Origin of the sequence: Pseudomonas sp. M1 (assembly GCF_022760135.1) — a bacterium.
Classification (GTDB): Bacteria; Pseudomonadota; Gammaproteobacteria; order Pseudomonadales; family Pseudomonadaceae; genus Pseudomonas; species Pseudomonas citronellolis.
On the sequence record NZ_CP094343.1, the window covers coordinates 6459583 to 6483279 of the forward strand.

The 23697-nt window shown below is 68.8% G+C and carries 20 protein-coding genes and 2 pseudogenes; 11 read left to right on the top strand and 11 right to left on the bottom strand.

Features of this window, described 5'->3' with window-relative positions; all coding sequences use genetic code 11:
* Positions 1-155: 155 nt before the first annotated feature.
* Positions 156-1562 (bottom strand): purine-cytosine permease family protein, encoded by a 1407-nt coding sequence (locus PM1_RS28770; RefSeq protein ID WP_009615020.1) that lies wholly within the window; start codon positions 1560-1562, stop codon positions 156-158.
* Between the two features lie 564 nt (positions 1563-2126).
* Between PM1_RS28770 and PM1_RS28775 the strand changes: the two genes are divergently transcribed.
* Complete coding sequence (locus PM1_RS28775; protein WP_009615019.1) at positions 2127-2612, top strand: flavin reductase family protein; 486 nt, start codon at positions 2127-2129, stop codon at positions 2610-2612.
* 434 nt (positions 2613-3046) lie between these two features.
* Here PM1_RS28775 and PM1_RS31455 read toward each other — a convergent pair whose 3' ends face one another.
* Both PM1_RS31455 and PM1_RS31460 read right to left on the bottom strand, forming a co-directional pair.
* A complete protein-coding gene (locus PM1_RS31455; RefSeq protein WP_370686638.1) occupies positions 3047-3775 on the bottom strand; it encodes a methyl-accepting chemotaxis protein in 729 nt (242 codons plus the stop codon).
* 129 nt (positions 3776-3904) lie between these two features.
* Positions 3905-5221: pseudogene (locus PM1_RS31460) on the bottom strand (cache domain-containing protein); the annotation flags it as partial.
* On the opposite strand from PM1_RS31460, the gene PM1_RS28785 reads away from it, so the two are divergent.
* From PM1_RS28785 to PM1_RS28805, 5 genes and pseudogenes are all read left to right on the top strand, one after another.
* The gene (locus tag PM1_RS28785; protein WP_009615016.1) at positions 5196-6239 is read left to right on the top strand and encodes an LLM class flavin-dependent oxidoreductase; all 1044 of its coding nucleotides are present in this window, start codon (positions 5196-5198) and stop codon (positions 6237-6239) included. The pseudogene PM1_RS31460 and the gene PM1_RS28785 overlap by 26 nt on opposite strands.
* A 151-nt stretch (positions 6240-6390) precedes the next feature.
* Positions 6391-6573: pseudogene (locus PM1_RS28790) on the top strand (helix-turn-helix domain-containing protein); the annotation flags it as partial.
* Between the two features lie 280 nt (positions 6574-6853).
* Entirely contained in the window at positions 6854-7414 is a 561-nt protein-coding gene (gene msuE / locus PM1_RS28795) for an FMN reductase (RefSeq protein WP_009615014.1), read from the top strand.
* An 11-nt stretch (positions 7415-7425) separates the two neighbouring features.
* Positions 7426-8613 carry an acyl-CoA dehydrogenase family protein gene (locus PM1_RS28800; protein WP_009615013.1) on the top strand — a complete coding sequence of 396 codons (1188 nt, stop codon included), beginning with the start codon at positions 7426-7428 and terminating at the stop codon, positions 8611-8613.
* A 9-nt stretch (positions 8614-8622) separates the two neighbouring features.
* The gene (locus tag PM1_RS28805; RefSeq protein ID WP_009615012.1) at positions 8623-9750 is read left to right on the top strand and encodes a sigma-54 interaction domain-containing protein; all 1128 of its coding nucleotides are present in this window, start codon (positions 8623-8625) and stop codon (positions 9748-9750) included.
* Between the two features lie 6 nt (positions 9751-9756).
* Here PM1_RS28805 and PM1_RS28810 read toward each other — a convergent pair whose 3' ends face one another.
* From PM1_RS28810 to sfnG, 6 genes are all read right to left on the bottom strand, one after another.
* Entirely contained in the window at positions 9757-10800 is a 1044-nt protein-coding gene (locus PM1_RS28810) for a methionine ABC transporter ATP-binding protein (protein WP_009615011.1), read from the bottom strand.
* Between the two features lie 53 nt (positions 10801-10853).
* Positions 10854-11624 (bottom strand): MetQ/NlpA family ABC transporter substrate-binding protein, encoded by a 771-nt coding sequence (locus tag PM1_RS28815; protein WP_009615010.1) that lies wholly within the window; start codon positions 11622-11624, stop codon positions 10854-10856.
* A 100-nt stretch (positions 11625-11724) separates the two neighbouring features.
* On the bottom strand, positions 11725-12390 hold the full coding sequence (locus tag PM1_RS28820) for a methionine ABC transporter permease (protein ID WP_009615009.1): 666 nt from the start codon (positions 12388-12390) through the stop codon (positions 11725-11727).
* Positions 12387-13760, bottom strand: coding sequence for an LLM class flavin-dependent oxidoreductase (locus PM1_RS28825; protein WP_009615008.1), 1374 nt, complete (start codon positions 13758-13760; stop codon positions 12387-12389). The genes PM1_RS28820 and PM1_RS28825 overlap by 4 nt, the downstream gene beginning before the upstream one ends.
* A 9-nt stretch (positions 13761-13769) precedes the next feature.
* Positions 13770-14984, bottom strand: a complete 1215-nt coding sequence (locus tag PM1_RS28830; RefSeq protein ID WP_009615007.1) for an SfnB family sulfur acquisition oxidoreductase — start codon at positions 14982-14984, stop codon at positions 13770-13772.
* A gap of 192 nt (positions 14985-15176) precedes the next feature.
* Positions 15177-16268: a dimethylsulfone monooxygenase SfnG gene (gene sfnG, locus PM1_RS28835; RefSeq protein WP_009615006.1), complete on the bottom strand. Its 1092-nt coding sequence runs from the start codon at positions 16266-16268 to the stop codon at positions 15177-15179.
* A 283-nt stretch (positions 16269-16551) separates the two neighbouring features.
* On the opposite strand from sfnG, the gene PM1_RS28840 reads away from it, so the two are divergent.
* On the top strand, positions 16552-17280 hold the full coding sequence (locus tag PM1_RS28840) for a hypothetical protein (RefSeq protein WP_009615005.1): 729 nt from the start codon (positions 16552-16554) through the stop codon (positions 17278-17280).
* A 13-nt stretch (positions 17281-17293) separates the two neighbouring features.
* Here PM1_RS28840 and PM1_RS28845 read toward each other — a convergent pair whose 3' ends face one another.
* Positions 17294-17473 carry a hypothetical protein gene (locus tag PM1_RS28845; protein WP_009615004.1) on the bottom strand — a complete coding sequence of 60 codons (180 nt, stop codon included), beginning with the start codon at positions 17471-17473 and terminating at the stop codon, positions 17294-17296.
* A gap of 236 nt (positions 17474-17709) precedes the next feature.
* Here PM1_RS28845 and PM1_RS28850 point away from each other — a divergent pair, with 236 nt between their 5' ends.
* Together PM1_RS28850 and PM1_RS28855 are read left to right on the top strand one after the other, a co-directional pair.
* A complete protein-coding gene (locus tag PM1_RS28850) occupies positions 17710-18147 on the top strand; it encodes a CBS domain-containing protein (RefSeq protein WP_009615003.1) in 438 nt (145 codons plus the stop codon).
* 93 nt (positions 18148-18240) lie between these two features.
* Positions 18241-18423 carry a ribbon-helix-helix domain-containing protein gene (locus tag PM1_RS28855; RefSeq protein ID WP_009615001.1) on the top strand — a complete coding sequence of 61 codons (183 nt, stop codon included), beginning with the start codon at positions 18241-18243 and terminating at the stop codon, positions 18421-18423.
* 380 nt (positions 18424-18803) lie between these two features.
* On the opposite strand, the gene PM1_RS28860 is transcribed toward PM1_RS28855, so the two are convergent.
* Positions 18804-20453 (bottom strand): SulP family inorganic anion transporter, encoded by a 1650-nt coding sequence (locus PM1_RS28860; RefSeq protein ID WP_009614999.1) that lies wholly within the window; start codon positions 20451-20453, stop codon positions 18804-18806.
* A 282-nt stretch (positions 20454-20735) separates the two neighbouring features.
* Between PM1_RS28860 and PM1_RS28865 the strand changes: the two genes are divergently transcribed.
* Together PM1_RS28865 and PM1_RS28870 are read left to right on the top strand one after the other, a co-directional pair.
* On the top strand, positions 20736-21866 hold the full coding sequence (locus PM1_RS28865) for a PAS domain-containing protein (protein ID WP_009614997.1): 1131 nt from the start codon (positions 20736-20738) through the stop codon (positions 21864-21866).
* Positions 21863-23287 (top strand): sigma-54 interaction domain-containing protein, encoded by a 1425-nt coding sequence (locus PM1_RS28870; RefSeq protein WP_009614995.1) that lies wholly within the window; start codon positions 21863-21865, stop codon positions 23285-23287. The genes PM1_RS28865 and PM1_RS28870 overlap by 4 nt, the downstream gene beginning before the upstream one ends.
* The last annotated feature ends 410 nt before the right edge of the window (positions 23288-23697 follow it).

A 23697-nucleotide genomic window follows, 5' to 3' on the forward strand; every position in this document is an offset into this window, starting at 1 on the left:
CGCGATTTCGCGGGCAGGGCCCGCTACAGGTTGATGCCAAACGGCCCCGTAGGGCGCATAACCGTTCGCGGTTATCCGCCGCCCGAGCTTCCCGCAGACGAAAAAAAGCCCCGCCAGAGCTGCTCTCAAGGCGGGGCGGAGAGTGGAACGAGGAATCAGTCGGCCAGGCCCAGGCGCCCCTGCCGCAGGCTTTCACGTGCCCGGCCGCGGGTGGCCAGGCAGTAGTACAGCGGGCAGGTCACCAGCAGGCCGGCCAGCCAGGACAGGTCGGCGCCTTCCAGGTAGTTGGCGTAGGGCCCGACGTAGAGCGCGGTGTTGGCGAACGGCAACTGCACCAGGATGCCGATGGCGTAGGCGGTGATCGCGTGCGGGTTGAAGCGCCCATAGATGCCGCCGTCGGCGCGGAAGATCGAGGCGATGTCGTAGCGCCCGCGCTTGACCAAGTAGAAGTCGATCAGGTTGATGCAGGCCCAGGGCACCAGGACCAGCAGCAGGGTGAGGATCAGCCCGATGAACTGCGAGATGAAGTTCGCCGAGGCGCTCAGCGCCACCAGGCAGCTGCCGCCCAGCACCAGCGAGGACAACGCCACGCGCAGGCGCACGCTGGGCGTCCACTGGGCGGCGAAGGTCTGGATCGAGGTGACGATGGAAAGCACCGCACCGTACAAGTTCAGCGCGTTGTGGCTGATGATGTTGAGCAGGAACAGCACCATCAGCGCCGGGCCGAACACGCCGGTGGCCTGTTTCACCGCGGCCATGGCCTCGGTGCCTTCGGGCGTGGCCAGCACCGCCACCGCGCCGAAGCTGAACGACAGGCTGGTGCCCAGCACCGCGCCGAAGAAGGTGGCGAAGAACGGCCTGGCGATGCCGACGCTGGCCGGCAGGTAGCGCGAGTAGTCCGAGGTGTAGGGCGAGAAGCTGACCTGCCAGATGATGCCCAGGCACAGGGTGGCGACGAAGCCGGAGAGGTTGAAGCCGCCACGGCTGAAGAAGTCCGCCGGCAGCTGCTGGCAGAAGATCCACGCGAAGCCCACCAGCAGCGCGCCACCCATCACCCAGGTGCCGATGCGGTTGAGGGTGTGAATGAAGCGGTAGCCGATCACGCCGATGGCGGTGGCGCCCAGGGCGCCGAGCAGGATGCCCGCCGGCAGCGGCACGGCCGGGGCGATGCTGTGGATGGATTCGCCGGCCAGGACGATGTTGGAGATGAAGAAGCCCAGGTAGATCAGCGCGGTGAAGAACACGATCAGCAGCGCGCCGTAGCGGCCGAACTGGCCGCGGCTCTGCACCATCTGCGGGATGCCCAGCTGCGGCCCCTGGGCCGAGGCCAGGGCGATACCGACGCCGCCGAGCATGTGCCCGAGGAAGATCGCCACCAGCCCCCAGAGCAGGTCCAGGTGGTAGACCTGGACCACCATGGCGCCGGTCACCACCGGCAGCGGCGCGATATTGGTGCTGAACCACAGGGTGAACAGGTCGCGCGCACGGCCATGGCGCTCGGCCGGGGGCACGTAGTCGACGGTGTGGTTCTCGATGAGCGGGGTGGACTCGGTATGGGACATCTTCTGGCTCGCTGCGGATGGCCGGGCGCGAGCACGGATCGGCCGGCCACGAGGCCGACGGCGTTCCACTGCGGGCGCGGACAGTCGGGAATCGGGGTTGCGGGATCAGGCCGCGGACGGCCTGGCGCCGGACCGGCGGTCCAGGGGCGGGTGCAACCTCGGGGAATCATCGAGCCAGGCCCGGTCGGGGGCGCGGCGGGGGAACATCATGGACAGCATCTTCTTGTCTTCTTTGTACGAAAGCCACGTATGAAATTTGCCTTCGGCAGCAAGCCCCGGAAAGGGCTGGCAGGCATGCTTAGGCGAACACCATATTATGGTATTCCAAGATTCCGGCAAGCCTTTTCCCCGCCAACGGCTCCGACCATGGTCTACCCGGACGCCCTTCCCGGCACCCCGCAGAAGCCTTCGAGCCCAGTAAACACGCGGATTCCAGCCGCCTGCACGACGTTCGTCGGCAACCGACTGGCGGTCATCCAGGGGCTTGAACTTTCAATAATACGGTATACCATCAGACGAAAATAATTCCTCAATCGCCAGCCCCCGTGGCAGCAGGTACCCGCAATGATCGACGCCAACCTCTACAAGCAAGTCATGGGCTCCTTCCCCTCCGGCGTGACCGTGATCACCACCCTGGACGAGGACGGCCAGCTGGTGGGCCTGACCGCCAGCGCCTTCAGCTCGCTGTCGATGGACCCGGCGCTGGTGCTGTTCTGCCCCAACTACACCTCCGACTCCTACCCGGTGCTGATCCGCCGCAAGCAGTTCGCCATCCACCTGCTCTCCGCCGAGCAACAGCGCGAGGCCTACAGCTTCGCCAGGAAGGGCAAGGACAAGGCCCTGGGCATCGACTGGCAGCTGAGCGAGCTGGGCAATCCGCTGTTGGAGGGCGCCACTGCGGTGATCGAGTGCGAGTTGTGGCGTGAGTACGAGGGTGGGGATCACGCGATCATGGTCGGCGCGGTGAAGAACCTGGTGGTGCCGGAACAGCGGGTGCAGCCGATGGTTTATTGCCGTGGGAAGATGGGGGCGTTGCCGGCTTTGGCGTGACGCCGATTGCCAGCGAGCTTGCTCACGAACGGTGTTTCCCGGGGCGTAGGTGCTGGGTTCAAGAGCGCCCTCTCCCCAACCCTCTCCCGCAAGCGGGAGAGGGAGCTGTCCTGAGCGGCGGTTTCGCTCGGCCTTCTGAAGGGGCGTTCCGGTGCGCTTGGATGTTTCTCTGGAAATCCGTACGGCGTTATCCGCCGAATCGCGGACAGAGTCCGCTCCTACGCCCGTGCGAGCAACTGTCTTGCCGGCTGCGCCGAGGTGCTCTTCGTAGGATGGGTTGAGCTTGCGAAACCCATGCGGCCACGGTGATGGGTATCGCTTCGCTCAACCCATCCTACGGGGGTGTTGCCGGAGGGCGAGCGGACCTTGTCCGCGATTGGACTCACCGGCCACGCCGGACACCCCGGTGGCACGAACAGCCCCCACCACCTCGATCAGGTCCTGAACCGCGACACCAACCGATTCAACTCCTCCGACAACCCATTCAACGTCTGCGCATCCCCCCGCGTGGCCTCCGCCAGCCCTGCCACTTCCTGGGCGTCGCGGTGGATCTGGGCGATGTGCCGGTTGATCTCCTCCGCCACCTGGTGCTGCTCTTCCGCCGCCGTGGCGATTTGCGCGTTCATGTCGCGGATCACGTCCACCGACTCGCGGATGGCGCCGAAGCAGGCGCGGGCCTCGCGGATGGAGCCGACGGTGCGCTGCGAGGCTTCCAGGCTGGATTGCATCTGCCGGCCGGTGTCGTGGGTGCGGCGGGCCAGGTTGCCCAGCAGCGCGTCGATCTCGCCGGTGGATTCGGCGGTGCGCCGCGCCAACGCGCGCACCTCGTCGGCCACCACGGCGAAGCCGCGGCCCTGGTCGCCGGCGCGGGCCGCTTCGATGGCGGCGTTGAGCGCCAGCAGGTTGGTCTGCTCGGCGATGGAGCGGATGGTGCCGAGGATCGACTGGATGTCGTTGCTGTCCTGCTCCAGCTGGCGCATGGCGCTGGCCGAGCCGGCGATTTCCTCGCTCAGGCGGCCGACGCTGTCCACCGCCTCGTCGATCTGCTGCTGGCCGTCGTGGGCCTGGCGCTGGCCGCTGTCGGCGGAAGTCGCCGCCTGGCTGCAGGAGCGTGCCACCTCGTTGGCGGTCATGACCATCTCGTTGAACGCCGTGGACACCATGTCCACCGCCTCGCGCTGGCGCGCCGCGGCCTCGGCCAGGGCCTGGGAGGTGCCGCTGGCGCTGCCGGCGCTCTGGTGGATGCCGGACGCGGCCTGGCCGATGTGCTGCACCAGGCGGCGGATGGCCTCGAGGAACTGGTTGAACCAGCCGGCCAGTTGCGCCGTCTCGTCGCGGCCGCGCACCGCCAGGCGTCCGGTCAGGTCGCCGTCGCCCTGGGCGATGCCTTCCAGGCCGTCGGCCACCGCGCGCACCGGGCGCACCACCAGGCCGGCGAACACGGCGCCCACGCCGGCGAAGCCCAGCGCTATCACCGCGGCGATCAGGCCGACCAGCCAGGTCAGGCGCGTCGCCCCGGCCATCACCTCGCTCTCCTTGATCAGGCCGACGAAGCGCCAGCCCAGGCCCTCCGACGGCCAGACGTTGGCCAGGTAGCGCTCGCCGTCGATCTCCACCTCCACCAGGCCCTTGTCGGCGCTGGCCAGGCTGGCGTAGCCGGCGCCCAGCTCGCCGAGCTTCTTGAAGTTGTGCTCCGGCTGGTGCGGGTCGACCAGCACGGTGCCGTCGCCTTCCATCAGCATCAGGTAGCCGCTGTCGCCCAGGCGGATGCCCTTGACGATGTCGGTCAGGCGCTTGAGCGAAACGTCGATGTTGACCACCCCGCCCTGCTCGCCGAGGCGGTTGGCGAAGGTGCGCACGCTGCTGACCAGCACCACCTTGTCCGCCGCCCAGTAGTAGGCGTGGGTGCGCAGGGTGCGGCCCGGCTGGGCCATGGCCGCCTGGTACCAGGGGCGGCTGCGCGGGTCGTAGCTGGCCAGCTTGTCGTCGCCCGGCCAGAAGGCGTAGCCGCCGTCGCGGGTGCCCAGGGATACGTAGGCGTAGTCCGGGTGGCTGTGGGCCAGGCCGGCGAACAGGTCGAACACCTGGCGGTCCAGCTCACCGACCGGGTGCTGCGCGGCGTCGGCGCCGATGTACTGCTTGAGGCTGCCGTCGATGGCCTGCAGCTGCGGGTGCGCGGCCAGGTACTCGACGTTCTGGGCGATGCCGTCGAAGAACAGCTGCATGGCGTTCTCCACCTGGCGGATTTCCCGGCTGCTGCTGTCGATGAAGCCTTCCCGCGCCTCGCCGCGCAGGTTGAAGATCACCAGCACGGCGACCAGCAGCACCGGCAGGCTGGCGATGGCGGCGAAGGCCAGGATCAGTTTCTGTTTGAGGTTCATCCTTAACTCCTTGGGGTGGCGCCGGGCAGAAACGCCTTGCAGATATTCCGTATTATGGTATACCAATAAACCACGGACACCCAGCACGTTTGTGGCCAATCGCCATGACCGCGCCCATTCCCCGAAGCAGCGGTGCGCGCAGGCGCATCCCATCCGCCGGCCCGCCCAGCGCCGGATACAAAAAAGGTTCGAGGTAAGCGATATGAAATTTTCCCTGTTCGTGCACATGGAGCGCTACGACGAGCAAACCAGCCACCGCCAGCTGTTCGAGGAACTCACCGAACTGACGCTGATGGCCGAGGCCGGCGGCTTCAGCACCGTGTGGATCGGCGAGCACCACGCCATGGAATACACCATCTCGCCCAGCCCCATGCCGCTGCTGGCCTACCTGGCCGCCCGCACCGAAACCATCCGCCTGGGCGCCGGCACCATCATCGCGCCCTTCTGGCACCCCATCCGCGTGGCCGGCGAATGCGCCCTGCTCGACGTGATCAGCAACGGCCGCATGGAAGTGGGCCTGGCCCGCGGCGCCTACCAGTACGAATTCGACCGCATGGCCAACGGCATGCCGGCCACCGAGGGCGGCAAGTACCTGCGCGAGATGGTCCCGGTGGTGCGCGCGCTGTGGCAGGGCGACGTCGCCCACGACGGCGAGATCTGGAAGTTCCCCACCGCCACCTCCTCGCCGCGGCCGATCCAGAAGCCCACCCCGCCGATGTGGATCGCCGCGCGCGACCCGGACTCGCACAACTTCGCCGTGGCCAACGGCTGCAACGTGATGGTCACCCCGCTGATGAAGGGCGACGAGGAAGTGGTCGACCTGAAGAACAAGTTCGAGGCGGCCCTGGCCAACAACCCCGGCGTGCCGCGCCCGCAACTGATGGTGCTGCGCCACACCCACGTGCACACCGCCGACGACCCGGAAGGCTGGAAGGTCGGCGCGCAGGCCATCTCGCGCTTCTACCGCACCTTCGACGCCTGGTTCGGCAACAAGCAGACCCCGGTCAACGGCCTGCTGCCGCCCAGCCCCGAGGAGAAGTTCAAGGAGCGCCCGGAGTTCGAGCTGGAAAACATCCGCAAGAACACCATGATCGGCACCCCCGAGGAAATCATCGCGCGCATCCGCCACTACCAGGAGCTGGGCGTCGACGAGTTCAGCTTCTGGGCCGACAACAGCCTGCCCTACGAGCAGAAGAAGAAGTCCCTGGAACTGTTCATCAAGCACGTGGTGCCGGCCTTCCGCTGAGCACCCGCCCAGGCTTCGCAACGACAACGCCGGTCAGGAAGCTGACCGGCGTTGCGCATTCAGGCCCGGCTCACCAGGAACCGGCGCCCGCCACCTTCGCCCGCTCCGCGCGGCGGCCCTGGGCGCACACCGCCAGGGCGGCCAGCGCCGCCCCATGGCGGCGATCAACGCGCGCCTGGTGCTGGAAGCCAAGCGCGAGCTGGCCCACTCGCGCCAGAGCATCAAGGCCATCGCCCACGACCTGGGCTTCTCCGACGTCGGCTACTTCAGCCGCTTCTTCCGCAAGCACACGCGGTTGTCGCCCAGCGAGTTCCGCAGCCAGGGCGCCGCCTGACGCGGCCTGCAACCCTCATATTCAATTAAAGAATAATAAAATCTGAATTTATTCTTTTTTACCTCAACCTCGATTCCTCTATAACTGCGCAGGAATCGACGGCCGCTCCACTGTTGCGCTGCCAACAGTTGCCCAGCAGCAACTAGCCGCCAGCCAACAGTTCGCCCAGCAACACTTGATGAATACCCATACCAATCAATGACTTGAGTCCTGGCACAGGTCTTGCGAAACCCGGCCTGAACCCGCCCTGCCGGCAGGGCAACAGCACAGGAAACCGAACATGACTGCCCCCTTGAAAGTGGTCGCCGTATCCGGCGGCGCCTATCGCCCCTCGCGCACCCTGGTCCTGACCGAGGCCATCCTCGCCGAGATCGGCCGCCACCTGGACGCCGAGGTCCAGCTCATCGAGCTGGCCGACATCGCCCGCCCGGTGGGCGGCGCCCTGAGCCGCGCCGAGCTGCCGGAAGAGGTAGAGGCGCAGCTGCGCGCCATCGAGGGCGCCGACCTGCTGCTGGTGGCCTCGCCGGTGTACCGCGGCTCCTACCCCGGGCAGCTCAAGCACCTGTTCGACCTGATCTGCCAGGACGCCCTGATCGGCACCCCGGTGCTGCTCGCCGCCACCGGTGGCAGCCAGCGCCACGCGCTGGTCATCGACCATCAGCTGCGCCCGCTGTTCAGCTTCTTCCAGTCGCTGACCCTGCCGCTGGGCGTGTACGCCAGCGAGGCCGACTTCAAGGACTACCGCATCAGCTGCGAACTGCTCCAGGCGCGCATCCGCCTGGCCGTGGAGCGCGCCCTGCCGCTGTTCGGCGACCACCGCGCGCTGCGCCGCATCGCCTGAGGAGCCGCCCGATGAATTCGCCGGCACAAGCCTCCATCCTCAGCCCGCTGCAACTGGCCCGCCAGCTGGCGGCGGAATTCGCCGAAAGCGCCGTCGAGCGCGACCGGCTCGGCGGCACGCCCAAGGCCGAGCGCGACGCCCTGCGCCGCAGCGGCCTGCTCGGCCTGGTCATCCCCAAACAGTACGGCGGCCTGGGCGCCAGCTGGAGCGAGGCCCTGGAAGTGACCCGCGAGTTCGCCCGCGTCGACAGTTCCATCGCCCACGTGTTCGGCTTCCAGCACCTGATGCTGGCCACCGTGCGCCTGTTCGCCCGCCCCGAGCAGTGGCAGCCGTGGTTCGAGCAGACCGCGCGCAAGCACTGGTTCTGGGGCAACGCCCTGAACCCCCTGGACACCCGCACCGTGGTGAAGAAGTTCGACGGCTGGCGCGAGTTCTCCGGCAAGAAGAGCTTCTGCTCCGGCGCCAGCGATTCGGAAATGCTCATCGCCTCGGCGGTGGACGAAGGCAACGGCGGCAAGCTGCTGATCGCCGCCATCCCCAGCGGCCGCACCGGCATCACCCTGCACGGCGACTGGGACAACATGGGCCAGCGGCAGACCGACAGCGGCAGCGCCACCTTCGAACGGGTGCGCGTGGAGGAATCCGAGCTGCTGCTCGACCCGGGCCCGCTGAGCACGCCCTTCGCCTGCCTGCGCCCGCTGATCGCCCAGCTGCTGTTCGCCAACCTGTTCCTCGGCGTGGCCGAGGGCGCCTTCGAGGAGGCGCGGCAGTACAGCCTCAAGGAAAGCCGCCCGTGGTTCCGCTCCAGCGCCCGCAGCGTCGGCGAGGACCCGTACGTGCTGCGCCACTACGGCGAGTTCTGGGTCGGCCTGGAGAGCGTGCGCCTGCTGGTGCAGCGCGCCGCCGCGCTGCTGGACGAAGCCTGGCGCAAGGAACACGCATTGGGCGCCGAGGAGCGCGCGCAGCTGGCGGTGGCCATCGCCACCGCCAAGGTCGCCGCCAGCCGCGCCGGCCTGGACATCTGCAACCGCCTGTTCGAGGTCACCGGCGCCCGCGCCACCCACGCCTCGCTGCGCCTGGACCGCTTCTGGCGCAACCTGCGCACCCAGTCCCTGCACGACCCGCTGGACTACAAGCTCCACGAGCTGGGGGACTGGGCGCTCAACGGTACGCGGCCGACACCCACCTTCTATTCCTGAGGCAGAGACATGCAACTGCTGACGCTACCCCCCTCCCCCGCACTGGCCACCTCGATCCGGGCGACCGCACAGGTCTTCGAAGACCCGAAATCGCAGGCGCTGCTCGCCCATCTGCAACAGGTCGCCCCCAGCGAGGCCAGCGTCCTGATCATCGGCGAAACCGGCACGGGCAAGGAGCTGGTGGCGCGGCACATCCACAACCTCAGCGGGCGGCGCAACGGGCCCTTCGTCGCGGTGAACTGCGGGGCCTTCTCCGAATCCCTGGTGGAGGCCGAGCTGTTCGGCCACGAGAAGGGCGCCTTCACCGGCGCCCTGAGCGCCAAGGCCGGCTGGTTCGAAGAGGCCGACGGCGGCACCCTGTTCCTCGACGAGATCGGCGATTTGCCGATGCCCATCCAGGTCAAGCTGCTGCGCGTGCTGCAGGAGCGCGAGGTGGTGCGCCTGGGCTCGCGCAAGAGCATCCCGATCAACGTGCGGGTGCTGGCGGCCACCAACGTGCAGCTGGAGCGGGCGATCAACGCCGGGCACTTCCGCGAGGACCTGTACTACCGCCTCAACGTCGTCACCCTGCAACTGCACCCGCTGCGCGAGCGCCCCGGCGACATCCTGCCGCTGACCCGCCACTTCATCCGCAGCTACAGCGAGCGCCTGGGCTACGGCCAGGTGCAGCTCAGCGCCGAGGCCGAGCGCAAGCTGGTGGGCTACGGCTGGCCGGGCAACATCCGCGAGCTGGAGAACGTCATCCACCACAGCCTGCTGACCTGCCGCGACGGCCTGGTGCGCGAGGACGACCTGCGCCTGTCCAACCTGCGCCTGGAACGCCAGGAGGAGGCCCCCGCCGGCCATGCCGGCAGCCCCGCGGCCAGTGGCGGCGAGTCCGCCGAGGAACTGCTGCAACGCGCCTTCCGCCGGCTGTTCGAGGAATCCGCCGGGGCGCTCTACGAACGCGTCGAGGAAAGCCTGCTGCGCGCCGCCTACCGCTTCTGCCACCACAACCAGGTGCACACCGCCAACCTGCTGGGCCTGTCGCGCAACGTCACCCGCACGCGGCTGATCGCCATCGGCGAGCTGGTGGTGAACAAGCGCCGCGGCCCGGAGCAGGCGCTGGACAACCGCGTGGTGCGGCTGTCCATCTGAGCCCCGTCAGGCACTGCCCACCAGGCTGACCCGATCCGCCAGCGCCTTCGCGCGCGCCACTACCGCCTCGCGCTCCGCCACCGGCGCCGCCACACGCAGCCGCAGGCTGCCCAGGGAGCGGCCCTGGATGCGCTCCAGGCTGGCCTGCACCAGGCGCACTTCGTAGCCCAGTTCGCGGCCGATGGCGGCCGGCTCCGGTTCGCGGGCGCTGCCGCCGCTGTAGTGCAGGTCCAGCAGCAGGCCCTCGCCCGCCGCTTCGCCGTCGGCGTCGTGGTGCAAGGTGCCGAGCAGGCTGCGCGTCACTTCGTGGCGCGGGTCGCCGAACACTTCCCAGACCTCACCCTGCTCCACCACCCGGCCGCGCTCCAGCACCACCACGCGGTCGCAGAGGTCGCGGATGACTTCCATCTCGTGGGTGATGAGGACGATGGTCAGGCCCAGGCGACGGTTGATGTCGCGCAGCAGCGCGAGGATCGACTGGGTGCTTTCCGGGTCCAGCGCCGAGGTGGCTTCGTCGCACAGCAGCAGATCCGGTTGCAGCACCAGCGCGCGGGCGATGCCGACTCGCTGCTTCTGCCCGCCGGAAAGCTGCGCCGGGTAGGCCTCGCGCTTGTCCGCCAGGCCCACCAGCCGCAACAGCTCGGCCACCCGCCGCTCGCGCTCGGCGCGCGGCACGCCGGCCAACACCAGGGGCAGCGCGACGTTGTCGCCAACGCTGCGCGAGGCCATCAGGTTGAAGTGCTGGAAGATCATCCCGGTGCGCCGGCGCAGCTGCGCCAGGCGCGCGTCGTCGAAGGCGCCGATGTCCTCTCCGTCGACCAGCACCTGGCCGGCGCTGGGCCGCTCCAGGCGGTTGAGCGAGCGCAGCAGCGAGGACTTGCCGGCGCCGCTGCGGCCGATGATGCCGAACACCTCGCCGCGGCGGATCTCCAGGTCGATGCCGTGCAGCGCCTGCACTTCCCGGCCGCCGGCCAGGTAGTGCTTGGCCAGGCCGCGCAGGCGGATGTGGGTGGCAGCCGCCAGGGGCTGCGAATGATTGAAGCTGACCATGGGTGCGTTCCTGCCGGGCGCGGCGCCCGTCCTGGGCGCCGCGCCGGGTCACATCAGAAGCCGGGGGCGATCTCGCCCTTGTAGCGGGTCAGGATGAAGTTGCGCACTTCCGGCGAGTTGAGCGCCTTGGCCAGCTTCTGGATGCCCGGGTCCTGGATGTTGTCCGGACGCGCCACCAGGAACTCGACGTAGAGGTCCTTGCCCTTCTCGACGATCAGCGCGCTCTTGATGTCGATGCCGGCTTCCAGCGCGTAGTTGGCGAAGACGAAGGCCAGGTCGACCTGCTTCACCGAGCGCGCCAGCATGGCGCCTTCCAGCTCGCGAATCTTCAGGTGTTTGGGGTTGTCGACGATGTCGCGCTCGGTGGACTGCGGATTGCTCGGGTCCTTGAGCTTGATCAGCCCGGCCTCGGCCAGCAGCACCAGCGCGCGGCCGGTGTTCACCGGGTCGTTGGGGATGGCCACGCTGGCGCCATCGGGCAGCTCGCTCAGGCTCTTGTACTTGGCCGAGTAGGCGCCGAAGGGCTCGATGTGCACGCCCACCACCGGCACCAGGTTGGTGTGGCGGGTCTTGTTGAAGTCGTCGAGGAACGGGCGGTACTGGTAGTAGTTGGCGTCGAGGTTCTTCTTCGCCAGCTGCAGGTTGGGCTGGATGAAGTCGTTGAACACCTTCACCTCCAGGTCCACGCCTTGCTTGGCCAGGGCCGGTTTGACGAATTCGAGGATTTCCGCGTGAGGCACCGGGGTGGCGCCAACGACGAGGTGTTCGTTGGCGTGGGCGTTGATGGCTATTACGGCAGCCAGGGCGGCCAGGACTTTCTTCATGCTGTTTGCTCCGATCAGTGGTTTCTTGGAATGGCCGTCGTGGGTTGGACGTGGGGCCAGCGGCGGCGTTTTCCCGGCCGCCGCGAGCGGGTGTTTGGGTTCAGCGCCGGGTGTAGTGGCGCACCAGGCGGTCGCCGCTCATCTGCAGGGCCTGCACCAGCAGGATCAGCAGCAGCACGGTGACCACCATGACGTCGGTCTGGAAACGCTGGTAGCCGAAGCGGATGGCCAGGTCGCCCAGGCCACCGCCGCCGACCACCCCGGCCATGGCCGTGTAGTCGACCAGCACGATGGCGGTCACGGTGATGGCGGCGATCAGCCCGGTGCGCGCTTCCGGCAGCAGGGTGTGGAAGACGATCTGCCGGGTGCTCGCGCCCATCGCCTGCACCGCCTCCACCAGCCCGCGGTCGACCTCGCGCAGCGAGCTTTCCACCAGCCGCGCGAAGAACGGCGTGCAGCCCACCACCAACGGCGGGATGGCGCCGCGCACGCCCAGCGAGGTGCCGGTGAGCAGCTCGGTGGCGGGGATCAGCACGATCAGCAGGATGATGAAGGGCATCGAGCGCAGCACGTTGGCCAGCACCGAGAGCACCCGGTACAGGCGCGGCGAGTCGAGCAGCTGGCGTTGGCCGGTGAGGTACAGCAGCACGCCCAGCGGCAGCCCCAGCAGCACGGTGCAGCCCAGGGCCGCGCCGAGCATGCTCAGGGTGTCCAGACAGGCCTGGGCGATCTCGCTCCAGTCGACGTTGGCCAGCCACTCGTTCATCGCCGGGCCTCCTCGCGCAGGGCCGCGACCGGGTGCGGCGCGGCCAGGCGGTCGCCGGCGCCGAACAGCTTGTGGCGCAGGGTGCCTTCGGCGTAGTCGCGCTTGAACAGGCCGCGGGCCTGCAGCTCCGGCACCAGCAGGTCGACCACCGCCTCGAAGGTCTCCGGCATTACCACGCCGGCCAGGTTGAAGCCATCGACGTCGGTTTCCGCCACCCACTCCTGCAGCTGGTCGGCCACGGTCCGCGGCGAGCCCACCAGCACCGGGCCGTCGCCGCCGATGGCGCAGTAGTCGGCGATCTCGGCGGTGGTCCAGGTGCGCGTCGGGTCGGCGCGGGTGAAGGCTTCCACCGCCGACTGGATGGCGTCGCTGGGCACCTCGCGCAGCACCTGGCCGGGGGCGTATTCGGCGAAGTCGATGCCGGTCCAGCCGGACATCAGCGTCAGGGCGCCGCTGGCGCTGGCGTACTCGCGGTACTCGGCCAGGCGCGCCAGGGCCTCGGCGTCGGTCGGCGCGACTATCACCGTGAGCTGTTCCAGCACCAGCACGTCGCCCGGCTCGCGCCCGGCGGCGCGCACCGCTTCGCGCAGGTCGGCCACCTGCTTCTTCAGCACCGCCTTGCTCGGCGCGGCGACGAACACGCACTCGGCGTTGGCCGCGGCGAAGGCCCGGCCACGGCTGGAGGCGCCGGCCTGGTAGAGCACCGGGGTGCGCTGCGGCGAGGGTTCGCAAAGGTGGAAGCCGGGCACCTGGAAGTATTCGCCTTCGTGGCGGATGCCGTGGACCTTGGACGGCTCGGCATAGACGCCGCTGTCGCGGTCGGCGACCACGGCGTCGTCTTCCCAGCTGGTTTCCCACAGCTTGTAGCAGACCTGCAGGTACTCGTCGGCCAGGGCGTAGCGCTGGTCGTGGGACAGCTGGCGCTGCTGGCCGAGGTTGCGCGCGCCGCTGGCCAGGTACGAGGTGACGATGTTCCAGCCGGCGCGGCCGCCGGTCAGGTGGTCGAGGGTGGACATGCGCCGGGCGAAGGGGAACGGGTGCTCGAAGGACACCGAGGCGGTCACGCCGAAGCCCAGGTGGCGCGTAGCCGCGGCCATCGCCGGGACCAGTTGCAGCGGGTCGTTCACCGGCACCTGCGCGCCAGTGCGCAGCGCGGCGTCGGCATTGCCGCCGTAGACGTCATAGACGCCCAGCACGTCGGCGATGAACAGGCCGTCGAGCTTGCCGCGTTCCAGGGTCTTGGCCAGCTCGACCCAGTAGTGGATGTCGGTGTAGCGCCGCGCCTGGTCGCGCGGGTGGCGCCAGAGGCCGGGCGAGAGGTGGCCGACGGTGTTCATGGCGAAGGCGTTGAGGCGTATCTGCTTGCTCATGGCGCCCCCTCAGTTCCAGTCGTGGCGCGGCGGGCGCTTGCCGTTGAGCAGCCAGTTGCCGACCAGGTGGTACTTCCAGCGCACCGGGTCGTGCAGGGTGTGCACGCGGGCGTTGCGCCAGTGGCGGTCGAGGTTGTGCTTGCGCAGGGTGGAGCGGGTGCCGCCGAGTTCGAACAGCTTGTTGCTCGCCTCGATGGCGATCTCGGTGGTCAGCACCTTGGCCCGCGCCACGGCCAGGGAGGCGGCAGCCACCTTGTCCTCGTCGGGCGCCGCCTTGCCGGCGTCGAGCACGAGGCCGGCGCGTTCCAGCAGGGCTTCGGCGGCTTCCAGGCGGATGTCCAGGCCGCCGACCTGGATGATGGTCAGCGGGTCCTCGCTGGCCTTCTCCACGCCCGCGTCGATCCACGGGCGCGCCTGCTCGCGGACGAAGGCGATGGTGTCGCGCAACGCCGCGCGGGCGATGCCGGCGTCGATGGCGGCGGTGGTGATCTGGGCGAAGGGTCCGGCCAGGGTCGGGCTCTCGTAGGAGCGGTAGCTGGGGAACAGGTGGAAGGCCGGCACGCGCAGGCCGTCCAGCAGCACGCTGCCGCTGGAGGTGGTGCGCTGGCCGATGCTGTCCCAGTCGTCCACCACCGTCAGCCCGGCGCTTTCCCGCGGGACGAAGGCCAGCTGCGCGCGGTCCTGCTCGTCCAGCGCCAGCACGCCCAGCCAGTGCGCGTAGAGCGAGCCGGTGCAGTAGCCCTTGCGGCCGTCGATGCGGTAGCCGTCGCCCTCGGCGACCAGGCGGGTGCGGATGTCCTGGACGTTCTTGCCGCCGGTTTCCGACAGCGCGTTGGCGAAGCGGTGGCCTTCCAGCACCAGGGCGAAGAAGTGCCGCTTCTGCTCCTCGCTGCCTTGCAGGCGGATGTCCTCCAGCAGGCAGTAGTGGTTCTGCGGGATCTGCCCCAGGGACGGGTCGGCCGCCGAGACGATGGCGATGACCTGGGCCAGGGTGGCGTGGGACACCTCGGCGCCGCCGTATTCGCGCGGCACCGTGATGCCCCACAGGCCGCTGTTGGAGAAGGCGTCGACGATCTCCACCGGCACCAGGCGGTTGAGGTCGCGCTCGGAAGCGCCGGCCAGCAGCAGCTCGGCGACCTCATGGGCGACGCGGATGGCCTCGGCGTCGTCGCGGATGATCCGCGCGGCGGGGCGGTTGATCGGATAGGCAGCAGAAACGGACATGGTCTTCCTCATGGCGAACAGTGGCCCGTGTGGGGCCGGGACCTCCCGGCAGCGGGCCCTGTCCTGGCTGAGCACGATCCATGCCCGAAATTTTCTCTCTATAAATCAGAAACTTACTGACTGGAAAAGGCAGCCGAGTCGCTGGCCGGACACTGTTTGTTGAAGCACTGTCCGGCAGCCAACAGTTGCCCGTCAGGCAACAGCCTTGCGCTGCGCCTCGGCTTCCAGCTCGCGCACCAGCGGCAGGACCTTCTCGCCGAAGTACTCCACCTCTTCCTGGAAGTGCAGGAAGCCGGAGAGCACCAGGTCCACGCCCACCGCCTTGAGCGCGAGGATGCGTTCGGCGATCTGCCGCGGGGTGCCGATCAGGTTGGTCTTGAAGCCGTCGTTGTACTGCACCAGGTCTTCGAAGCTGGACTTGGCCCAGTTGCCCTCGCCTTCCGGGCTGGCGGCGCCGGCGTTCTTCACCTCGTGGCCGAAGGCGTTGACCGCCTCGGGGTTGGCCTTGTCGATGATCTCCTGCAGCACCGCGCGGGCCTCGGCCTCGCTGTCGCGGGCGATGATGAAGGCGTTCACCCCGATCTTCACCGCGTGGCCGTTGGCCGCGGCCTTGGCGCGGATGTCGTCGACCTGGGCCTTGATGCCTTCCAGCGTGTTGCCGTTGGTGAAGTACCAGTCCGACACCCGCGCGGCCATGTCGCGCGCGGCCCGCGAGCTGCCGCCCTGGAAGATTTCCGGGTGCGGGCGCTGCAGCGGCTTGGGCTTGAGGCTGTAGTCGCGGAAGCGGTAGAAGTCGCCGTTGAAGGTGAAGTTGTCCTGGGTCCAGATGCCCTTGAGCGCGCGGATGAATTCCTCGGAGCGGCGGTAGCGCTCATCGTGCTCCAGCCAGGGCTCGCCGATGGCGTGGAACTCGCCCTTGAACCAGCCGGAAACGATGTTCACCGCGATGCGGCCGCCGGTCAGCTGGTCGATGGTCGCCAGTTGCTTGGCCGCCAGCGCCGGGCTCCACGGGCCGGGGAGGATGGCGGCGATCACCTTGAGCTTCTCGGTGGCCGCCAGCAGCGCGTGGCTGATGGCCACCGACTCGTGCTGGTACTCGGCGCCGTAGCCGGCGGTGAAGCGGATCTGCGACAGGGCATAGTCGAAACCGGCCTTCTCGGCGCTCTGCGCCAGCCGGCGGTTGTAGTCGAAGTCCCAGCTGGTGCGCTGCTCGATGTTGCTGACGACGAGGCCGCCGCTGACGTTGGGCACCCAGTAGGCGAAGCGGACGGGTTGCTGGCTCATGGTTCTGCTCTCCGGGAGTGGCGCGATTGCATGCCGCGCGGCCAGGCGCCACGCGGCTTCCACCTGGGCCGGAGCAGCAACCGTGCCAGTGCCGGAAAGCCTTGCGGATCATGAACTTGCAACAGGCGCCGGGTTATCGTCCTGTCCGCGGCCGGGCAAGCTGCTGATGCGCTGTTGCCAGGTGAACAGCCGGGCGACGGAAATGTGCCGCCGCGCCCTGCAAGCGCCAAAGCACCGACTAGACTTGCACCTCCCGGCCCGTGCATTTTCCAAGGAGGCCATCGTGCGTACCTGTTTCGTACTGCTCCTCGTGGCCGGCCTGGCCGGCTGCGCGGCGGATGTGAAGCGCGCCGACGCGCTCTCCCCCATCAGCACCTATGCCGACACCCGCAACCGCCTGCTGGTGAACTTCCAGGGCGACCCCAGCGTGACCGCGACGCCGGGCTGGACGCGGCTGACCAGCGCCTGGCGGCGCATCCTCACGGACCGCGCGGCCTCGTCCGACTACCAGTTGGGCGAGCAGGCCGGCGCGGTGACCCCCACCGCGCTGCCGGCGACGCTGCTGGTGGTGGAAGTCGACCGCCTGCGCCAGCAGGCCGACGGCGACGGCCTGGGCAAGGGCAGCCTGCGCGTCAACGTGCGCTTCACCGACGGCCCCAGCGGCCGGCTGATGGGCTCGCGCCGCTACGAGACCGACTCCGCCGAACCCGAGGCGCTGGAAGGCCAGCTCAAGGACATTTCCAAGGCGATCATCGAGGAAGTCGAAAGCGCCCAGCGCATCGCCAAGCGCGACCCGCTACCGGCAGCGCCCATGCCGGCCAGCACGCCGGCCGAGCAACCGGCCCGCCCCGCGCCGGCCCCGGCGCCCGGCCAGTCGGTGGCCAGCCGGGAGGCGGCGGCCAAGCCGGTGGTGGCAGTGGAGAACCAGGAGCGCCAGCTGCAGAAGCTGCAGCGCAGCAACCTGCCGTTCGACCAGTACCAGAACGAATACCGGCGCATCACTTCGCAGTGAGCGCCGGCGCGCCTCAGTCGTCGTGCCAGTGGGCGTCGCTGTCCTCGTCGTCCCAGTCGTCCTCAGCGTCCTCGGGCTCGTCGCGCAGGCCGGTGGCGTCGTGCTCGAAATCCTCCGGGGAATCCTCGTCCCACTCGTGGTCGAGCAGGTGCTCGTGCTCCGGCTCGGGGAGGTCGATGTCGTCGTCGTGCATGGTGCTATCTCGGCAGGCGGGGTGCGGCAGGCCTCAATGCTACGGCCTCGCCGGCCCCGCGCAAAGCCTCGGCGGTCGCGCGGCGCGGCGCATTTGGCTATAAGTCAGAAGGAAGGTCATGACGTTTTCCTATGGGGGCGATGCCGTTTCCAGCATTGTGCGGGAAGCCTCGCTTGCCGATCCTGTCGCCACCCCGGGGTAATAGCCCTGCGCACAACAGCAGAAGGACATCCAGCATGAAGACCGTCGCACAGCTCCTCCACGCCAAGCAGAGCCAGCAGGTGCACACCATAGGCCCGCACGAGATGGTGCTCGACGCCCTGCGGGTGATGGCGGTGAAGAACGTCGGCGCCCTGCCGGTGGTGGACAACGGCCAGGTGGTGGGCGTGGTCAGCGAACGCGACTACGCGCGCAAGATGATCCTCCAGGGCCGCAGCTCGGTGGGCACCCCGGTCAGCGCCATCATGAGTTCGCCGGTGGTCACGGTGGATTCGCAGCAGAACGTCGACACCTGCATGAGCATCATGACCGAGCGCCACCTGCGCCACCTGCCGGTGGTGGAGAACGGCCAACTGGTGGGCCTGCTGTCCATCGGCGACCTGGTCAAGGAAGCCATCGCCGAGCAGGCCCAGCTGATCCAGCAGCTGGAGCAGTACATCCGCGGCGAACAGTGAGCCCGCGGCGGCTGCGGCGGACGGCGCCATGACAGGGGCGCGGATGGGGCATTAGAATTTGATTAACATCCGCGAACCGAACAAGTAGAACCCATGGAAAACCGCACCGCCCGCCTGACCGTCCTGATCGACCCGGTGAAGAAGAAGGCCTTCGAGGAACTCTGCGCCAGCCAGGACCTGACACCGTCCCAGGTGGTTCGCCAGTTGATCCGCGATTACCTGGAGAGCCACGGGGTGAGCTATGCCACGCAGCCGAAGGTGGGCGGACAGGATTGAGGGCCGCCGGCCAGTCCGGAGCAGCCTGCCGGCTCGATCGCGGACGGAGTCCGCTCCTACGCCCGTGCTTCCCTGGGCCCGGTCTCGCCAGCGCTTTTCGTAGGATGGGTTGAGCCTGCGAAACCCATGCGGAGTGTGGTGATGGGTATCGCTTCGCTCAACCCATCCTACGGACGTTGCGTTTGCCGGCGGGCGTAGGAACAACTGTCTTGCAAGCCGCGCCGGGGCGCTTTTCGTAGGATGGGTTGAGCTTGCGAAACCCATGCGGTTGCGCTGATGGGTATCGCTTCGCTCAACGCCATCCTACGAAAAGCCGTGCTTCCTGGAACCATAGGAGCGGACTCCGTCCGCGATTGCTCCCAGGCGGCGCCGAATCCTTCCTACGAAGAAACCCCCTCCTCCTCCCGCCCCTCGCAGGCCGCTAGCGCCATGGCAAAACTGGCGTGGTAATTCCGCCTACCCACCGCCTCGATGATCCCCGCCCGCACCAGCTTGTGCCGCACCCGCGGGTTGGCCTCGCAGAGTTTCACCGTCACCCCGCGCTTGCGCAGTTGCTGGATCATCTCCTCCAGCGTCTGCATCCCGGTGATGTCCATGAACGGCACCCGCCTCAGGCGGATCACCAGCAACTGCGGATCGCTGCGGGTCTGCGCCAGGGCACGCTCGAAGGTTTCCGCGGCGCCAAAGAACAGCGGCCCCTCGATGGTGTAGACCAGCACGCCCGGCGGCAATGCGCCTTGCAGTTCGTCCCGCAGCTCGGCGCTGCCCTGTTGCAGCACCTCCACCGAGGAGGCCATGCGCCGCATGAACAGCAGCATCGCCAGGATCACCCCGATGTTCACCGCGATCACCAGGTCGCTGAACACCGTCAGGCCGAAGGTGATCAGCAGGATGGCCACGTCGGCCCTGGGCGCGCGGCGCAGCATGCGCACGAAGTGGCGGGCCTCGCTCATGTTCCAGGCCACCACGAAGAGGATCGCCGCCAGCGCGCACAGCGGGATGCTCGAGGCCAGCGGGGCGAGGAACAGGATGATCAGCACCAGGGTCGCCGCGTGGGCCACCCCGGCGATCGGGCTGTTGCCGCCGTTGCGGATGTTGGTGGCGGTGCGGGCGATGGCGCCGGTGGCGGCGAAGCCGCCGAACAGCGGCGCCAGCAGGTTGGCGATGCCCTGGCCGACCAGCTCCTGGTTGGAGTCGTGGCGGGTGCCGGCCATGCCATCGGCGACCACCGCCGAAAGCAGCGACTCGATGGCCCCGAGCATGGCGATGGCGAAGGCCGGGCCGATCAGCTCCAGCATCCGCGGCAGGCTGATCTCCGGCAGGCTCGGCACCGGCAGGCCGCGGGGGATGCCGCCGAAGGCGCTGCCGATGGTGGCCACGCCGTCGAACTGGAACAGCGCCTGCAGCACGCTGACCAGCACCATCGCCAGCAACGGCCCCGGCACCCGCCCCAGGTACGGCAGGCGCGGGCCGTAGAGCACAGCGGCCAGGCCGAGGAGGGCCAGCAGTGTGGTCGCCGGGTGCAGCTGCGGCAGCGCCTGCAGCAGGTGCCAGAGCTTCTGGTGGAAGTGCTCGCCGCCCACCGCCGGCAGGCCGAAGAAGTCCTTCCACTGGCCGACCCAGATGATCACCCCGATGCCGGCGGTGAAGCCGACGATGACCGGGTCGGGAATGTACTTGATGACGCTGCCCAGGCGGGTGATGCCCAGCAGCAGGAGGATCACCCCGGCCATCAGCGTGGCCAGCTGCAGGCCGTCGACGCCGTAGCGCGCGGTGATGCCGGCGAGGATGACGATGAAGGCGCCGGTGGGCCCGGCGATCTGCACCCGGCTGCCGCCGAACAGCGACACCGCGATGCCCGCCACTATGGCCGTGTACAGGCCCTGCTCGGGCTTGACCCCGGAGGCGATGGCGAAGGCCATGGCCAGGGGCAGCGCGACCACCCCGACGATGACCCCGGCCAGCAGGTTGCGTGGCCAGTTCTGCAACTTCAGAAGCCCGGCCGCCCAGGCGTCACGTACGGCGATCATCGTCCACTCCTCCGCGGAAGAATGCGCATCAGATTAACATGCCATGTTAATGGGCGTGTACTAGGCCAAAGTCCTGTCTTACGCCTTTCCCGGGGAGGCGCTACGCTTGCCCGAGGGCGCTGCGCAAACGCAAACGCTGCTGCATTTCTGCATACAGTCGCCACGGCGCCAGGCCGCGGGGCCCCATGCCGCGGGCTCCGCGTCCTGGCATGCAACCTGCCTGGGTAGACGACTGGCCCGCGCCACCGCGCCGGTCCCGTCATCCCCCATGGAGAATCCCAGATGGACCCGCTACGCCTGCTGCTCGACCGTGGCCTGCTGCTGGCCGACAGCATCGCCGCGGATGGCCGCTTCCTCGACGTCTCCGCCGAGCAGAGCGACCAGCTCGGCTACCCGCCCGGCGCGCTGCACGGCCAGGGCATGGAACAGGTCTACACCGCCGATTCGGTGCGCGCCCTGCAGCAGCTCTTCGCCAACCCGCCGGCCGACGAACGGGTGCAGGACCTGGAGCTGACGCTGATCCGCCACAACGGCGGCCTGCTGCCGGTGCTGGCCAGCGGCGTGCTGCAGTGGCGCGACGGCGAGCCGGCGCGCCTGCACCTGGTGAAGATGCCCCTGGGCGGCATCAGCCGGCGCCTGGGCGAGCTGCAGAACGCCAACGAAGTCATGAGCCAGATGCTCTACAGCGCCAAGGTGGCCTACTGGTGCATCGAGTTCGCCGAGCCGGTGGACGTGCGCCAGACGCCGGACGAGATCGTCCGCCAGGTGTTCGAGAACCGCTCCTACTGGCGCATGTGCAACCGCGCCATGGCGGCCATCTACGAGATGCCCGCCGACGTCGACTTCGGCCAGCAGCCGGTGCGCCTGTACTGGCCGCGCAGCCCGGCCAACGAGGAGTTCGTGCGGCGGCTGATCGAGGCCGATTTCCACGTCGACGGCGCGCTCTCGGTGGACCGCCGCCACGACGGCTCGCCGGCCTACGTGGAGAACGACGTGCGCGCCAGCATCCACAACGGCCGCCTGCTGCGCATGTGGGGCAGCCTGCGCGACGTCAGCCAGGAGCTGCGCATGCAGCACGACGCCGAACAACGCATCGAGGCCCTGCGCCGGGTGTTCGACGCGGTGCCCGACGCGGTGCTGGTGATCGACGAAGCCGCCCAGCCGCAATGGCGCAACGCCGCCTTCGAGCAGGTGTTCGGCATCACCCGCGCCGCCGGCGTGGCCGCCACCCTCGACCGCCTGCCGCTGCCCGAGCGCACCTGGCAGCGCCTGGAGCTGCCCGACCAGTACGGCCGCTACCGCACCTTCGACAGCCACTGCTCGCGCATCCTGATCCGCGAGGACCAGGCCTGGCGCGTGGTGGTGCTGCGCCCGGACGGCGTCGAGCGCCGGCCGGCAGAGCTGCACCCATGAGCGGCGAGGGCTTCTTCGCGCCGATGCGCATGGGCATGCGCTCGTCGGTCAACGTCAGCGCCGAGATGCTCGCCGCGCTGCTGGAGGCGCCGGCGCTGCACGCCCTGCTCGACGGCTTCGGCGAGGCGCTGGTCGTCTGCGACGGCGACTCCCGGGTGCGCTTCCTCAACCTGGCCGCCGAGCGCATCAACCGCGTGGCGCGCCAGGACGTGCTGGGCCTGAGCGACAGCGACTTCTACCAGCGCTCGGCGCTGCAGTTCGACGACTTCCTGCAGGCCGTGCGCCGCGGCGGCAAGAGCGCGCTGACGCGCTCGCGCGACGGCCGGCTGTTCCTCACCCGCCTGCAGAGCGTGCCCGCCGGCGCCTACGAGAAGCCCTACACGCTGCTGATCCAGCGCGAATACGAAGCGCGCGAAAGCGCCGGCCGCGGCGCCCCGGCGCCGTCGCTGGCGGACGGCCCGGCGAGCCTGGGCGACCCGCAGGACAACGCGCTGCACATGTCGCCGCTGCTCTCGGACATCGCCGACATGGGCGTGCGCGCCTTCCGCCGCCGCGCCCGCCTGCTGCTGCTCGGCGAGCCGGGCGTGGGCAAGACCGCCATCGCCCGGCACATCCACCGCGCCGCCGGCTGGGGCGACCGGCCCTTCGTCGACGTGAACTGCGCGAGCATCCCCGAGACGCTGTTCGAGTCGGAGATGTTCGGCTACGAGCGCGGCGCCTTCACCGGCGCGCTGCAGCAGGGCAAGCGCGGCTACATCGAGAGCGCCGCCGGCGGCACGCTGTTCCTCGACGAGATCGGCGAGATCCCCCTGCAGGTGCAGGCCAAGCTGCTCAAGTTCCTTGACGACGGCACCATCCAGCCGGTGGGCTCGCCGCTGGCGAAGAAGGTCCAGGTGCAGGTGATCGCCGCCACTAACAAGGACCTCAAGGCACAGGTGTCCGCCGGCCTGTTCCGCGCCGACCTCTACTACCGCCTGGCCGTGCTGCCGGTGGACATCCCGCCGCTGCGTGCCCACCGCGACGACCTGCCGGTGCTGATGGACATCCTCCTGGCCCGCATCAACCGCGACCGCCAGCCGCCCCTGCGGCTGTCCACGGCCTGCCGCCAACGCCTGCTGGGCCATGACTTCCCGGGCAACATCCGCGAGCTGGTGAACATCTTCGAACGCCTGGCGGTGCTGGCCGACGACGTCGCCGAGGAACAGCACCTGCCACCGGAGCTGCTGGGCCAGGCCGTGTCCGCCGGGGAGGAAGAACCGCTGCCCTTCGCCAGCGCCGACGAACCGCTCAAGGCGCAGGTGCAGCGCTTCGAGCGCCAGGTGATCCTCCAGGCCGTGCGCCTGTGCGGCAGCAAGCGCAAGGCGGCGCAGCACCTGGGGATCGACGTCGGGACCTTGATTCGGAAGTTGCAGAGGGATTGAGCGGCAGGCTGCTCTTGTAGGAGCGAGCTTGCTCGCGAACAAACGCGGTGCCATGCGGTTCGCGAGCAAGCTCGCTCCTACGAGAAGCCGTGCTCACCTGCAACGTCGGGGCCCTGACTGCGAATGGCGTTTGCCGGGTGCATTGGCATTACGCAGACCTCCCTCCCCTCTCCCCAGCCCTCTCCCTGAAGGGAGAGGGGGCTTGTCCGTGCCGAGATGAGCATGGCTTTAGCCGGAAACCATCAGAGCTGCCGGCTAACTCCGTAATACCCGGTTCTGCCCAACGGTCCCCTCTCCCTTCAGGGAGAGGGTTAGGGAGAGGGGCGGCGCCAACCTCACACACCACCCCCACAGGATAACCACCCCCACCAACGCTGCATTTCTGCCTATCCCCTTGTCATTTCTGCTTA

Bases quoted from the DNA above. Each gene is read 5' to 3' on its own strand.
- PM1_RS28770 (WP_009615020.1), bottom strand. From the start codon at position 1,562: ATGTCCCATACCGAGTCCACCCCGCTCATCGAGAACCACACCGTCGAC.
- PM1_RS28775 (WP_009615019.1), top strand. From the start codon at position 2,127: ATGATCGACGCCAACCTCTACAAGCAAGTCATGGGCTCCTTCCCCTCC.
- PM1_RS31455 (WP_370686638.1), bottom strand. From the start codon at position 3,775: ATGGTGTCCACGGCGTTCAACGAGATGGTCATGACCGCCAACGAGGTG.
- PM1_RS28785 (WP_009615016.1), top strand. From the start codon at position 5,196: ATGAAATTTTCCCTGTTCGTGCACATGGAGCGCTACGACGAGCAAACC.
- msuE (WP_009615014.1), top strand. From the start codon at position 6,854: ATGACTGCCCCCTTGAAAGTGGTCGCCGTATCCGGCGGCGCCTATCGC.
- PM1_RS28800 (WP_009615013.1), top strand. From the start codon at position 7,426: ATGAATTCGCCGGCACAAGCCTCCATCCTCAGCCCGCTGCAACTGGCC.
- PM1_RS28805 (WP_009615012.1), top strand. From the start codon at position 8,623: ATGCAACTGCTGACGCTACCCCCCTCCCCCGCACTGGCCACCTCGATC.
- PM1_RS28810 (WP_009615011.1), bottom strand. From the start codon at position 10,800: ATGGTCAGCTTCAATCATTCGCAGCCCCTGGCGGCTGCCACCCACATC.
- PM1_RS28815 (WP_009615010.1), bottom strand. From the start codon at position 11,624: ATGAAGAAAGTCCTGGCCGCCCTGGCTGCCGTAATAGCCATCAACGCC.
- PM1_RS28820 (WP_009615009.1), bottom strand. From the start codon at position 12,390: ATGAACGAGTGGCTGGCCAACGTCGACTGGAGCGAGATCGCCCAGGCC.
- PM1_RS28825 (WP_009615008.1), bottom strand. From the start codon at position 13,760: ATGAGCAAGCAGATACGCCTCAACGCCTTCGCCATGAACACCGTCGGC.
- PM1_RS28830 (WP_009615007.1), bottom strand. From the start codon at position 14,984: ATGTCCGTTTCTGCTGCCTATCCGATCAACCGCCCCGCCGCGCGGATC.
- sfnG (WP_009615006.1), bottom strand. From the start codon at position 16,268: ATGAGCCAGCAACCCGTCCGCTTCGCCTACTGGGTGCCCAACGTCAGC.
- PM1_RS28845 (WP_009615004.1), bottom strand. From the start codon at position 17,473: ATGCACGACGACGACATCGACCTCCCCGAGCCGGAGCACGAGCACCTG.
- PM1_RS28850 (WP_009615003.1), top strand. From the start codon at position 17,710: ATGAAGACCGTCGCACAGCTCCTCCACGCCAAGCAGAGCCAGCAGGTG.
- PM1_RS28855 (WP_009615001.1), top strand. From the start codon at position 18,241: ATGGAAAACCGCACCGCCCGCCTGACCGTCCTGATCGACCCGGTGAAG.
- PM1_RS28860 (WP_009614999.1), bottom strand. From the start codon at position 20,453: ATGATCGCCGTACGTGACGCCTGGGCGGCCGGGCTTCTGAAGTTGCAG.
- PM1_RS28865 (WP_009614997.1), top strand. From the start codon at position 20,736: ATGGACCCGCTACGCCTGCTGCTCGACCGTGGCCTGCTGCTGGCCGAC.
- PM1_RS28870 (WP_009614995.1), top strand. From the start codon at position 21,863: ATGAGCGGCGAGGGCTTCTTCGCGCCGATGCGCATGGGCATGCGCTCG.